This is a genomic window from Pseudomonas sp. B21-047, from assembly GCF_024748775.1.
Taxonomy (GTDB): Bacteria; Pseudomonadota; Gammaproteobacteria; order Pseudomonadales; family Pseudomonadaceae; genus Aquipseudomonas; species Aquipseudomonas capeferrum.
In genome coordinates this window covers 2,614,814-2,627,314 of record NZ_CP087169.1, presented here as the reverse complement: position 1 = coordinate 2,627,314, position 12,501 = coordinate 2,614,814, and the positions used below count along the sequence as shown (strand labels likewise).

At 63.9% G+C, this 12,501-nt stretch carries 10 protein-coding genes; 3 read left to right on the top strand and 7 right to left on the bottom strand.

What is annotated here, in order from left to right:
• Positions 1-135: 135 nt before the first annotated feature.
• Positions 136-1,437, bottom strand: coding sequence for an ATP-binding protein (locus LOY26_RS12010; protein WP_186659089.1), 1,302 nt, complete (start codon positions 1,435-1,437; stop codon positions 136-138).
• A gap of 6 nt (positions 1,438-1,443) precedes the next feature.
• Entirely contained in the window at positions 1,444-2,145 is a 702-nt protein-coding gene (locus tag LOY26_RS12005) for a response regulator transcription factor (protein ID WP_033697621.1), read from the bottom strand.
• Positions 2,146-2,357: 212 nt separating this feature from the next.
• On the opposite strand from LOY26_RS12005, the gene LOY26_RS12000 reads away from it, so the two are divergent.
• Entirely contained in the window at positions 2,358-3,545 is a 1,188-nt protein-coding gene (locus LOY26_RS12000) for an efflux RND transporter periplasmic adaptor subunit (protein WP_186663641.1), read from the top strand.
• Positions 3,546-3,556: 11 nt separating this feature from the next.
• Positions 3,557-6,685 (top strand): efflux RND transporter permease subunit, encoded by a 3,129-nt coding sequence (locus LOY26_RS11995; RefSeq protein WP_186663640.1) that lies wholly within the window; start codon positions 3,557-3,559, stop codon positions 6,683-6,685.
• 68 nt (positions 6,686-6,753) lie between these two features.
• Here the strand turns inward: LOY26_RS11995 and LOY26_RS11990 are convergent, their stop codons facing one another.
• Positions 6,754-7,032: an HU family DNA-binding protein gene (locus tag LOY26_RS11990; protein ID WP_258714802.1), complete on the bottom strand. Its 279-nt coding sequence runs from the start codon at positions 7,030-7,032 to the stop codon at positions 6,754-6,756.
• Between the two features lie 182 nt (positions 7,033-7,214).
• Between LOY26_RS11990 and mobA the strand changes: the two genes are divergently transcribed.
• A complete protein-coding gene (gene mobA / locus LOY26_RS11985) occupies positions 7,215-7,793 on the top strand; it encodes a molybdenum cofactor guanylyltransferase MobA (protein WP_186663639.1) in 579 nt (192 codons plus the stop codon).
• Between the two features lie 21 nt (positions 7,794-7,814).
• Here the strand turns inward: mobA and LOY26_RS11980 are convergent, their stop codons facing one another.
• From LOY26_RS11980 to peaB, 4 genes are all read right to left on the bottom strand, one after another.
• Entirely contained in the window at positions 7,815-9,488 is a 1,674-nt protein-coding gene (locus LOY26_RS11980; RefSeq protein ID WP_186663638.1) for a fatty acid CoA ligase family protein, read from the bottom strand.
• 100 nt (positions 9,489-9,588) lie between these two features.
• Positions 9,589-10,710, bottom strand: coding sequence for a quinohemoprotein amine dehydrogenase subunit beta (gene peaD, locus LOY26_RS11975; RefSeq protein ID WP_258714801.1), 1,122 nt, complete (start codon positions 10,708-10,710; stop codon positions 9,589-9,591).
• A 32-nt stretch (positions 10,711-10,742) separates the two neighbouring features.
• On the bottom strand, positions 10,743-11,066 hold the full coding sequence (qhpC, locus tag LOY26_RS11970; protein WP_008091708.1) for a quinohemoprotein amine dehydrogenase subunit gamma: 324 nt from the start codon (positions 11,064-11,066) through the stop codon (positions 10,743-10,745).
• A gap of 1 nt (position 11,067) precedes the next feature.
• Positions 11,068-12,498 (bottom strand): quinohemoprotein amine dehydrogenase maturation protein, encoded by a 1,431-nt coding sequence (gene peaB / locus LOY26_RS11965; protein ID WP_258714800.1) that lies wholly within the window; start codon positions 12,496-12,498, stop codon positions 11,068-11,070.
• Between the last annotated feature and the right edge of the window lie 3 nt (positions 12,499-12,501).

The following is a 12,501-nucleotide window of genomic DNA, read 5'->3' as shown; positions in this document are numbered from 1 at the left end:
ACGGAGCTGGGCTGGCCCCAGTGGACCCTGCAGATACCTTGACCAGGGTGCTGGTCAAGGCGGATCAGGCGTTATATGAGGCCAGGCACAACGGTAAAGATCGCTTCGTGCTGTGGACTGCCCAGCAGAGCGAACCTACCCACCCGCAGGCAGGCGAATCCTGAACTGCGCCCCGCCCAGCGCAGACTGCGCCACCGTCAACGTGCCGCCCTGCCCTTCGATGGCCCGCCGGCTGATCGCCAGCCCCAGGCCGAAACCACCAGTATTGCGGTCACGGCTACGGTCCAGGCGATAGAACGGCTGGAAGATCCGCTCACGTTCTTCAACCGGAATGCCGATCCCGTCGTCCTCGACCGTCAGCAGGCAAGCGCCGTCCTCTTCAAGCCGCAACCTCAACAACAGGTTTTCGTCACAATAACGCATCGCATTGCGCACCAGGTTCTGCACCGCCCGGGCTGTCAGCCGTGGGTCGAGCACGAACCGCGGCAGCTCACGCTCGGCACGCACTTCCCACTGGATGCCGCGGCTGTCGAGCTCTTCGGCAAAGCCGCCAAGCACACTGTCGACCAGCTCCAGCAACGACACCTCGACCCGCTCACGGGCCTGGTCGGCGTTGTACAGGCGGCTGTAGGACAGTAGCTCGAGCACCAATTCGTCCAGCTCACGCACGTGCCCAACCAGCTCCAGCAGGCGCTTGCGGCTGGTGGGCGGCACCTCGTCGAACAGCAGCACAAGGCCGAAGTCCAGGCGAGTCAGCGGTGTGCGCAGCTCATGGGATACCGCATTGAGCAGCTCGCGCTGCTGGTTGACGTGGCGCTCCAGGTCGCTGGCCATGGTGTCGAACACCCCGGCCAGTTCGCCGATGTTCGAGTGCGACGAGATGTGCGTGCGTTCCGCCATCTGCCCCTGGCCCAGGCGCCGGGCGGTTTCTTTGAGCCGCTCCAGGTCGCGCCAGTGCGGCCATACCCACAGCAGCAGGCAACCGAGCATGGCCGCGCCGATCAACACCGTGACGCCCCACGACAGCACGTTGATGTCCAGTGGGTCCGGGGGCGCATGCAGGCGCACCAGCCAGTCCTTGTCGAGCGGTGCCAGCACCGTCTCGTAATAGCCCCAGTCGGCGATGCGCACGGCGTACGACCCGTGCTCCAGGCGCGCCTGTTCATCCTCGCTCAGCTCGGCCTGGTCCCTGCGCAGCAGCTTGATTTCGAGCGGTGCGAAGGCGTCTGCCAGGTCTTGCTCCACCGCAGGCCAGCGCTCGCGCGGGGCTTGCTGGAACTGGCGCACGATCAGCGACTGCACGCCTTTGGCCTGGTCCAGGTTGTAGGCCATGAAGCGATCATGGAACAGCCCGACGATGGTGTCGGGAATGAACAGCAGCGCACCGGCGTAGGCGACGATGATCACCAGGTAGAGGCGCACCAGGATCTTCAGCATACTCGGTCAGCACTCCCACTCGACGCGGCTGAACAGGTAACCTTTGCCCCACACGGTCTTGATCTTGCGGGCCTCGCCAGCGCTGTCGTCGAACTTGCGGCGCAGCTTGGAAATGGCGACATCCACCGAGCGGTCGGTGCCGTTGAACTCGATGCCACGCAATTGCTGGAGGATGCGGTCGCGGCTGAGCACTTCACCGGCATTGCGCGCCAGCACCACCAACAGGTTGTATTCGCCGCTGGAAAGCTCCACTTCTTCACCGCGCCAGCTGACCAGGCGCTCGGCCAGGTCGATGCGCAAGCAGCCGACCAGGATCTGCTCGCTGTCCAGGCGCGGCTCGTGAACGCCGCTGCGGCGCAGCAAGGTCCGTACACGCGCCAGCAGCACACGGGGCTCGCACGGTTTGGTCACGTAGTCGTCGGCGCCCATCTCCAGGCCCAGCACCTGGTCGTGGCTGTCGTCGCGGGCCGTCAGCATCAGGATCGGCAGGCTCTGCGATTCCTGGCGCAGCAGGCGGCACACCTGCAGGCCATCGATACCTGGCAGCATCAGATCGAGGATGACCAAGTCGGGTTTGTCCTGGCGCAAGGCCTCCAGCACATGATCGCCGCGGGCGATCACCCGGACATGAAAGTCGTTGCGTTGCAGGTAGCTGGCGATCAGTTCGGACAGGGCGCTGTCGTCCTCGACCAGGAGAATATTCGGCATAGGCGTTTGGGTAGAATTCAGTGAAGACGTCGTCGGCCTCTTCGCGGGCTTGCCGGCGAAGGGTCCAGCACACAGGGTTACAGGCAGAATATAGAATCCCCTATAGCGACAGGATTTTTCTTCACACTTTTTCACACACCCCCTACAGGTATTAACAGGCACCGGAACGCCGTCTGCCTTAGCATACGCACGGTCATCATCGGAAGATCCGTATGCTTATTACCCGTATTCCTCGCCTGCGCCCCGTGGCGCTACTGGCGTTTCTGAGCATCTCCCTGGCCGGCTGTGGCGACAGCAACGAGCAGGAAGAAAAAACCCCCGCCCCCCACGTCCGCGTGGAAACCCTGCAATTGCAGCCACTGGCCATCAGCAGCGAACTCAGCGGCCGGATCCTCGCCCCGCGCACTGCCGAAGTGCGCGCACGGGTGGCCGGCGTGGTGCTCAAGCGGGTGTACCGTGAAGGCAGCGACGTCAAGCAAGGCGACGTACTGTTTCTGATCGACCCGGCGCCGTTCAAGGCCGACCACGACAGCGCCCGCGCCACCCTGGCCAAGGCCCAGGCCAACCTGTATCAAGCGCGCCTGCAAGAGCAACGCTACGGCGAGCTGGTCGACGAAAAGGCCGTGAGCCGCCAGGAATACGACAATGCCCGGGCCAGCTTCCTGCAGGCCGACGCCGAAGTGTCCGAAGCCAAGGCCGCCCTGGAACGCGCCCGCCTGAACCTGGGTTATGCCACGGTCACCGCGCCGATCTCCGGGCGCATCGGCCGTGCGCTGGTGACCGAAGGCGCACTGGTTGGGCAAAACGAGAGCACGCCGCTGGCCACCATCCAGCAACTGGACCCGATTCACGCCGACGTCACCCAGTCGACCCGCGAGCTCAACGCCCTGCGCCGTGCCCTGCGTGCCGGCGAGCTGCAGCAGGTCGGCGACGGCCAGGCCCGCGCCACACTGATCCAGGACGATGGCAGCGCCTACCCGTTGCCCGGCAAGTTGCTGTTCTCCGACATCAGCGTCGACCCGAGCACCAACCAGATCACCCTGCGCAGCGAGTTCCCCAACCCGGACCTCGACCTGCTGCCAGGCAGCTACGTGCGCGTGCGCCTGGAGCAGGCGGTGCAGCCCAAAGGCCTCAGCGTGCCGCAGCGCGCCATCCTGCGCGACAGCGCCGGCGTGCCGAAAGTGCTGGTGGTCGACCCGCAGGCCCGCATCAGCGACCGTCAGGTGGTGCTGGGCAATGCCCAGGGCGACCGCTGGGTCGTCAGCGAAGGCTTGGCGCCCGGTGAACAAGTGGTTATCGAAGGCCTGCAGCACGTCAAGGCCGGCGACCAGGTGCAGGTCGAAGCGAGCCAGGGCACAACGCCCGGCGCGCCGCCCATCGCACAGCACAACAGCCAGTGAGGGGCTGACCCATGCCGCAATTCTTCATTGACCGCCCGGTATTCGCCTGGGTTGTCGCATTGTTCATCCTGCTGGCCGGTGCCTTGGCCATCCCGCAGTTGCCGGTGGCCCAGTACCCCAACGTGGCCCCGCCACAGGTGGAAATCTATGCCGTGTACCCTGGCGCCTCGGCGGCGACCATGGACGAAAGCGTGGTCAGCCTGATCGAGCAGGAGCTCAACGGTGCCGACAACCTGTTGTATTTCGAGTCGCAAAGCAGCCTGGGCAGCGCCACCATCACCGCCACCTTCGAGCCTGGCACCCACCCTGACCTGGCCCAGGTCGATGTGCAGAACCGCCTGAAGGTGGTCGAGTCGCGCCTGCCCCGCCCCGTGACCCAGCAGGGCCTGCAAGTGGAAAAGGTATCCACCGGCTTCCTGCTGCTGGCCACCCTGACCTCGGAAGACGGCAAGCTCGACGAAACCGCCCTGTCGGATATCCTCGCACGCAACGTGATGAACGAAATCCGTCGCCTCAAAGGCGTCGGCAAGGCCCAGCTGTATGGCTCCGAGCGCGCCATGCGGATCTGGATCGACCCGAGCAAGCTGATCGGCTTCAACCTCACGCCTAACGACGTAGCCGACGCCATCAGCGCACAGAACGCCCAGGTCGCCCCCGGCAGCATTGGTGACCTGCCCGCCCGTGGCACCCAGGAAATCACCGCCAACGTGCTGGTCAAGGGCCAGTTGAGCACCCCCGAGGAATTCGCGGCCATCGTGTTGCGCGCCAACGCGGACGGCTCCAGCGTGACCATCGGCGATGTCGCCCGGGTCGAGATCGGCGCCCAGGAATACCAGTACGGCACGCGCCTGAACGGCAAGCCAGCCACCGCCTTCAGCGTGCAGTTGGCCCCCGGCGCAAACGCCATGGAAACCGCCGACCTGGTGCGGGCGAAAATGCAGGAGTTGTCGCGCTACTTCCCGGAGGGGGTGAAATACGACATCCCTTATGACACCTCGCCCTTCGTCAAGGTGTCCATCCAGCAGGTGATCAACACCCTGTTCGAGGCCATGTTGCTGGTGTTCGCGGTGATGTTCCTGTTCCTGCAGAACCTTCGCTACACGCTGATCCCGACGCTGGTGGTGCCGGTGGCACTGATGGGCACCTTCGCCGTGATGATGGCCATGGGCTTCTCGGTCAACGTGCTGACCCTGTTCGGCATGGTGCTGGCCATCGGCATCCTGGTCGACGATGCCATCGTGGTGGTGGAAAACGTCGAGCGGATCATGGCCGAAGAAGGCCTGCCGCCCAAGCAAGCCACGCGCAAGGCCATGGGCCAGATCAGCGGGGCGATCGTCGGCATCACCCTGGTGCTAGTGGCGGTGTTCCTGCCAATGGCCTTCATGAAAGGTTCGGTGGGGGTGATCTACCAGCAGTTCTCGGTGTCCATGGCGGTGTCGATTCTGTTCTCGGCGTTTCTTGCCCTGAGCCTGACCCCTGCCCTGTGCGCCACCCTGCTCAAGCCGCTGGCCAAAGGTGAGCACCACGAACGCAAGGGCTTCTTCGGCTGGTTCAACCGACGCTTCGATAGCATGAGCAACGGCTACCAGCGCTGGGTCGTGCACGCGCTCAAACGCAGCGGCCGTTACTTGCTGGTGTATGGCGTGCTGCTGGCCGTGCTGGGCTATGGCTTCAGCCAACTGCCCACAGCGTTCCTGCCGACCGAAGACCAGGGCTACACCATCACCGACATCCAGCTGCCGCCCGGTGCCAGCCGTATGCGCACCGAGCAGGTGGCCGCCCAGATCGAGGCGCACAACGCCGAAGAACCGGGCGTAGGCAACACCACGCTGATCCTCGGCTTCAGCTTCTCCGGCAGCGGGCAGAACGCGGCGCTGGCCTTCACCACGCTCAAGGACTGGTCCGAGCGCGGTGCCGACGACAGCGCCCAGTCGATCGCCGACCGCGCCACTATGGCTTTCACCCAGCTCAAGGATGCCGTGGCCTACGCTGTACTACCGCCCCCTATCGATGGCCTGGGTGAGTCGACCGGTTTCGAGTTCCGCCTGCAGGACCGGGGTGGCATGGGCCACACTGAACTGATGGCCGCGCGCGATGCATTGCTGGCCAATGCCGGCAAGAGCAAGGTGCTGACCAACGTGCGCGAGGCTTCGCTGGCCGAAAGCCCACAGGTGCAACTGGAAATCGACCGTCGCCAAGCCAATGCCCTGGGTGTGTCGTTCGCCGACATCGGCGCGGTGCTGGATACCGCCGTAGGCTCCAGCTACGTCAACGACTTCCCCAACCAGGGCCGTATGCAGCGGGTGGTGGTGCAGGCCGAGGGCGACCAGCGCAGCCAGGTCGAAGACCTGCTGAAAATCCACGTGCGCAACAGCAGCGGCAAGATGGTACCGCTGGGGGCCTTCGTTCAGGCGAAATGGGTCAGCGGCCCGGTACAACTGACGCGCTACAACGGTTACCCGGCGGTTTCGATCTCCGGTGAACCGGCCGCGGGCTACAGCTCGGGCGAAGCCATGGCCGAAGTCGAGCGCCTGGTCGCGCAACTGCCCGCCGGTGCGGGCCTGGAGTGGACCGGCTTGTCCCTGCAAGAGCGGCTGTCCGGCAGCCAAGCACCGATGCTGATGGCGCTGTCGCTGCTGGTGGTGTTCCTGTGCCTGGCAGCGCTGTACGAAAGCTGGTCGATCCCGACCGCCGTGCTGTTGGTAGTTCCGCTCGGTGTGCTCGGTGCGGTGCTGGCCGTAACCCTGTGCGGCATGCCCAATGACGTGTTCTTCAAGGTCGGCGTGATCACCCTGATCGGCCTTTCGGCAAAGAACGCGATCCTCATCATCGAGTTCGCCAAGAGCCTGATGGACCAGGGCGTCGATGCCGTGGACGCTGCGGTACAGGCAGCCCGCCTGCGCCTGCGGCCGATCGTCATGACCTCGCTGGCCTTCATCCTCGGCGTGGTCCCCCTGGCCGTCGCCACCGGCGCCAGCTCGGCGAGCCAGCAGGCGATTGGTATCGGGGTGATCGGCGGCATGCTCAGCGCAACCCTGGCGGTGGTGTTCGTGCCCGTGTTCTTCGTGGTGGTGATGCGCCTGGCCGGGCGGGGTAAGGCCAAGCCTGAGGCGCGAGCCAGCCACGCCACTGAAGGCTGACAGGTCGGGGTAAGCCGATGAACAGGAGCGTTGGCATTGCGCTCAACGCTCCTGTTCTGGTTAACCCGCTACTTTTTGTTAACCGCCGCCTTTAGCTTCGTGCCCGCTGTGAAAGCAGCCTTGTTTGCTGCAGGGATATTCAGCGGCGCCTTGGTCCGAGGATTTCGGCCAACCCGAGCAGGCCCGTGCTTCAACTTGAACGTACCGAAGCCAACCAGGGCAACCTGGTCTCCCGTCTTCAACGCTTGGGTAACTTCTTCAATGAAAGCATCGAGGGCTTTTGCAGCCTTCAACTTTGAGACTTCTGCCTTTTCCGCGATGGACTTGGTCAGTTCGCCTTTGTTCATAGACTCGCTCCTTGGTTTGCAGGCTTGTCCCCAGGACAGCGCCGTCGGCGTATTTAGGGGCCCATTGGGGTAAGCCCACAACTGGTAAAAATGTCAGGTCGCGCACCCTGTTGTTCTGCCAATCTGGACATTCACTTCCAGGCATGGGAGGTTGCCAAGCCTTGAACCTTGGAAACTGCCCGATGACCTGCCCCCCCTTGCCCTGCTGTTCTGTTCTCATCCTCGCCGGCGGCCGTGGCCAGCGCATGGGCGGCCGCGACAAGGGGTTGCTGGCCTGGAAGGGCGAGCCGCTGGTGGCGCATGTACAGCGCGTGGTGCGGCCGTTGAGCGATGACCTGGTGATATCCTGCAACCGCAACCAGGCGGCCTATCGGGCCTATGCCGACCAGTTGGTCGGGGACGCCGACCCGGACTTCCCCGGGCCGTTGGCCGGGGTGATCGCCGGCCTTGCCGCGGCGCGGCACGAATGGGTGGTGGTGCTGGGCTGCGATGCGCCGCTGATCGACCTAGTGTTGATCGAGGAATTGCTGCAGTTGGCCGTGACTGGCAACAGTGCGGCGATGGTGCGCCAGGGCGGTTACTGGCAACCGATGTTCAGTGTATTGCCGCGCAGGCTGTTACCGATGCTGCAGCAGGCCTGGGCGGCCGGTGAGCGGAGTTTGCAGAAGGCCCTGCTGCTTGAGCCGGTGCAGGGGCTGGAGTGTGCCGAGGATGACCGCAGGTTGAGCAATTTCAATAGCCCTGACCTGCTGCAGGGCTGAAAGGTCGATTTCCTTCACGCATTAACCAGCCGACAGCTCCCCGACGCTGATCTCGCGCATTCTGAACTTCTGCACCTTGCCGGTCACCGTCATCGGGAACTCATCGACAAAACGGAAGTAGCGCGGCACCTTGAAATGGGCAATCCGCGCCCTTGCCCATTCGCGCAGCTCGTCTTCAGTGGCCGTATGCCCCGGATGCAACCGCACCCAGGCAACGATCTCCTCGCCATACTTGCTGCACGGCACGCCAATCACCTGCACGTCGGCGACCGCCGGGTGAGTGAAGAAAAACTCCTCCAGCTCACGCGGGTAGATGTTCTCGCCGCCCCGAATGATCATGTCCTTGCTGCGCCCGACGATGCGCACATAGCCCTGCTCGTCCATCACCGCCAGGTCACCGGTATGCATCCAGCCTTCGGCATCGATGCTTTCGGCCGTGGCCTTGGGGTTGTTCCAGTAGCCCAGCATCACGCTGTAACCACGGGTACAGAGCTCGCCGATCTCACCGCGCGGCACGCTGTGGCCATCGCCATCGACGACCTTGTTCTCCAGCCGCGGCTGGGTCCGCCCGACACTGCTCACCCGCCGTTCCAGGTCATCATTGGCGCCGGTCTGCAATGACACCGGGCTGGTTTCGGTCATGCCGTAGGCAATCTGCACCTCGGCCATGTGCATCTCGTCGATGACCCGGCGCATGACTTCGATCGGGCAGGTGGCGCCGGCCATGATGCCGGTGCGCAGGCTCGAGAGGTCGAACGCGTGACGTTGCGGGTGATCCAGTTCGGCGATGAACATGGTCGGTACGCCGTACAGTGCCGTGGCCTTCTCTTCGGCGACCGCGCGTAACGTGGCCAACGGGTCGAACGCATCGTTGGGGTAGATCAGCGTACTGCCATGGGTCATGCAGCCCAGGTTGGCCATGACCATGCCAAAGCAGTGGTACAGCGGTACCGGCACCACCAAGCGATCATGCTCGGTCAGGCCGAGGCTTTCGCCGACCATGTAGCCATTGTTGAGGATGTTGCTGTGGCTCAGCGTGGCGCCCTTGGGGAAGCCGGTAGTGCCGGAGGTGTACTGGATGTTGATCGGGTCGTCACAGTGCAGTTGCGCCTGGCGCGCCGCAAGGGCCTCGGCGCTGACCGCATCGGCGCGAGCCTGCAAGGCGTCCCAGGCCATAAAGCCCGGCGGCGGTGCCGCAGCCAGGCTCACCACCCCGCGCAGTTCGGGGAAGCGCTCGCAGGCCAGTGCGCCCGGCGTGCCATGGGCAAGGCCCGGGACCAGGCCGAGCAGCATGGCGTGGTAATCGGAAGTCTTGAAGGCGTCGGCGCAGATCACCCAACGGCAACCCGACTGGACCAGGGCGTAGTCCAGTTCGCTTGTGCGGTAGGCCGGGTTGATGTTGACCAGGATTGCCCCGACCTTGGCGCTGGCGAATTGGGTAATGCACCACTGGGCACAGTTGGGGGCCCAGATGCCCAGGCGGTCGCCCGGTTGCACGCCCAGGGCCATGAGCGCGCGGGCGTGCCGGTCGACGGCTGCGGCCAGTTGCCGCCAGGTGTAGCGCAATGATTGGTGGTGAACGACCAGGGCTTCGCGGTCGGGGAAGCGGGCCACGGTGGTGTCGAAGGCGTCGCCGATGCATTGGGTAAGCAAGGCCTTGCCCTGGTCGCCCTGGGAGTAGCTTGGCTGGGTCATGGGTGCGCTCTTGTTGTTCTTGTGTTGATTGGCCGGCCCTTGCGCAGGCAACACCGCCCCCACAGGTACTGCACGCCCTGCGGGAGCGGGTTTATCCGCCCTACCTGACAAACACCTGCGGCGTAGTGGTCGACATGTCCCCACCCGGCAGCTTGATGTTCTTCACTTTCTCCAGCGTCTGCGGGTCGAACACCGCCAGGTCGTTGAAGGTGCCGCCCAGGTACAGCTTGTCGCCCTTCTTGTCGAAGGCCACGCAGTAATAGGTGTGTTCAAGGTTAGCTGCCTTGATCAGTTTGCGTTCCTTGATGTCATACCGCGCCAGGCGGTTGAGCACACCGTAGATCTGGTTCGGATCCTTCGGCGAACGCAACCCGGTGAAGTACAGCTCGGTCAGGTCGGCAAACTCCTGGGTGTGGGTCTTGCCGGTCTTCAGGTCCACACTCAGGTAACCATAGAGCAGCTCGGCGGTGGCCGGGTCCTGCTTGTCGTCCTTGAACTTGGCGATGGTATAGAGCATCGAAAACTCGTGCCGGGCGCTCTGGTGCGGCCAGAAATACAGCACGTCCGGGGCGCTGTAGCCGGGCCGGTTCCAGTTGCGCAACGGCAATGCCACCTCGTACTTGCCGGTTTGCACGTCCATCTTGTAGATGTCCGGGCCGGCCACGAACAGGCTGCCATCGTCGGCGGCGCGCATCAGGTACACCTGGCGCGGCATCGGGAAGGTACGTGCAGGTTTGGCATCGAGGCCATCGGCGGTGCGGAACACCTCCAGGCGCGGCGGCTTGACCACATAGTGATCGTTCAGCCGCTGGGTCGGGTTGACCGTGGCATACACCTCTTTACCGTCCGGGCTGATGGCAAAGGAATACATCGATTTGCCGACCTCCCCGGGCACACTGGACAAACTGGCGTGGAAGGTGGTCTTGCAGGTGTCCAGGTCGATGCCGTAGAGGTCGCCGTAATGGTTGTTGAGCACATAGGCGGTGCGGTTGTCGGGCGCCATCATCGCGGTGCCGGGGCCGAACGCGTCAGGCATGCGGCAGCTCTTGTACACCGCATCCGTGGCCACATCGACCACGTGCAGGTTGTTCGGGTAGTTGGTCACGATCAAGTATTCATGGCCAGCCTTCAAGGCCGGCCCGGTGTCGTCAGCCTGTACCGCCCAGGCGCTGGCCGTGGTGGCGACGGTGAGCGCGAGCTGCGCGCAGAGTCCAGGTTTCATGCGGTTTCCCCTTGTCATTCTTGTTGGGCCGGTCACTTGTCTTTCGGGAACACGGTGCCAAGGTTGCGCCAGTCGTCCTGTGAGTTGGTCGCCTGGGCATTCCAGTCCTGGTAGGTGCTCATCATGTCCGGCACCTGAGCCGGCCACCAGCAGGGGTCAGAACAGCCATAGAGGTCGGCCTCCATGGGTTGGCACAGTGAGCTCACGCCGCCAAAGGCGTCCACCTCCCAACCCGGGTCGGTGGTGGCGGTACAGCCGGCCACCGCGCTCATCGCCATGACCTCTTCAACACGGTCTTCGGCAGCGGCCTGTTCGAGGATGCGCGCCTTGTTGTTCAGGGGCTTCAAGTGCTTCATGTCAGTGCGCCTTCCGCGGGGTGATATAGCGGTCGATGAAGGCCGGGTTGGCGGCCATGATGCGGCTGTAGACTTCGATGCCGAAGTCGACCCAGTCGCGCATCAGTTCGCAGTAGTGGTAGGTGGGGTGCTGCGGGTCGCCGTAGCGTGCGTAGCTTTCGTGGTAGCAGCCGCCGGAGCACAGGTTGCGGATACGGCAGCTTTCGCACCCAGTATTGCTGCGGTCCAGGCGTTGCGACAGGAAGTCATTGAGCTGCGCTTGTTTGACGCCTTGGTGCACATTGCCGAAGGTCGGCAGGCTGGAGCCGGTGAAGCGGTGGCACAGGTTCAGCTCGCCTTCGTGGTCTACCGCCAGCATCTTCAACCCGGCGCCGCATGGCAGGGCTTTCTTGTGGCCTTCGTGGATGTCGGTGATCAGCTGGTGCAAGTTGGAGAAGCCGATGTTGCGGTGCTCCAGCGCTGCTTCCAGGTAGCGTCGGCCCAGGGTTTTCATATTGGCGAACACCTGCACCAGCTCGTCGCCGGTGAGGTTGAACGCCGACAGGTCGCCAGAGGTCACCGGAGCGAAACCGACCTCTGCAAAGCCCAACTCGTTGAACAGGTGATGCCAGATGGTCTCGACATCGGTGATACCACGGGTCAGGGTCACCCGCGCCCCCACTGGGCGGCTGTTGTAGCGCGACAGCAGCATCTCGACCTTGCGCCGCACCACGTCGTAGGTGCCCTGCCCGCCCACGGTGATGCGGTTGCGGTCATGCACGGTCTTGGGCCCGTCGATACTGATCGACAAGCCGAAGCGATGGGCGTTGAGCCAGTCGATGATCTCTTCGGTCAGCAAGGTGGCGTTGGTGGTCATGATGAACTCCACCTGCTTGCCAGCCTCGGCAAAACGCCGCTCGCAGTAGGCCACCATGTGCTCGATCAAAGGCCGGTTGGACAACGGCTCACCGCCGAAGAACACCACGCTGTAGCGTTGCTCGTCGGGCGATTCCTTGAGCAGCATCTCCACCGATGCCTCGGCGGTGGCGGTACTCATCTTCTTGCCGGCCGAAGGTTTGTCCAGGTCCTCCTTGTAGCAGTAGGTGCAACTGAGGTTGCAGCCGGTGTTGACGTTGAGCACCACCGTGTTCAACGCCGTGCGCTCGACCTGCTTGAGGGCGATTTCCGGCGTCAGTGGCGAGCCGTCGCTGACCACTTCCAGGGCGATCAGCTCGCGCAGGGTCTCTTCGATATCGACGCCGGCAAACTGCTGGCCGAGGCGCTGCATCAGCTCTTCGGCAGAGCAGCCTTGCTGGCGCAGGGTGTCGATGATGCCGCCGGTTACCGCGTCAGTGGCAAACAGCGAGCTGCTGGGAATATGAAACAGCATGCGGTCGGCATCGACCTGCACTTCGTGCAGGTTGCGTTCGACCAGGTTCAATTGTGCGCCCATGGC

Excerpts from the sequence above, each read along its gene's own strand:
- LOY26_RS12005 (WP_033697621.1), bottom strand. The coding sequence starts at position 2,145 with ATGCCGAATATTCTCCTGGTCGAGGACGACAGCGCCCTGTCCGAACTG.
- LOY26_RS11995 (WP_186663640.1), top strand. The coding sequence starts at position 3,557 with ATGCCGCAATTCTTCATTGACCGCCCGGTATTCGCCTGGGTTGTCGCA.
- LOY26_RS11990 (WP_258714802.1), bottom strand. The coding sequence starts at position 7,032 with ATGAACAAAGGCGAACTGACCAAGTCCATCGCGGAAAAGGCAGAAGTC.
- qhpC (WP_008091708.1), bottom strand. The coding sequence starts at position 11,066 with ATGAAGCACTTGAAGCCCCTGAACAACAAGGCGCGCATCCTCGAACAG.
- LOY26_RS12010 (WP_186659089.1), bottom strand. The coding sequence starts at position 1,437 with ATGCTGAAGATCCTGGTGCGCCTCTACCTGGTGATCATCGTCGCCTAC.
- LOY26_RS11980 (WP_186663638.1), bottom strand. The coding sequence starts at position 9,488 with ATGACCCAGCCAAGCTACTCCCAGGGCGACCAGGGCAAGGCCTTGCTT.
- peaD (WP_258714801.1), bottom strand. The coding sequence starts at position 10,710 with ATGAAACCTGGACTCTGCGCGCAGCTCGCGCTCACCGTCGCCACCACG.
- LOY26_RS12000 (WP_186663641.1), top strand. The coding sequence starts at position 2,358 with ATGCTTATTACCCGTATTCCTCGCCTGCGCCCCGTGGCGCTACTGGCG.
- peaB (WP_258714800.1), bottom strand. The coding sequence starts at position 12,498 with ATGGGCGCACAATTGAACCTGGTCGAACGCAACCTGCACGAAGTGCAG.
- mobA (WP_186663639.1), top strand. The coding sequence starts at position 7,215 with ATGACCTGCCCCCCCTTGCCCTGCTGTTCTGTTCTCATCCTCGCCGGC.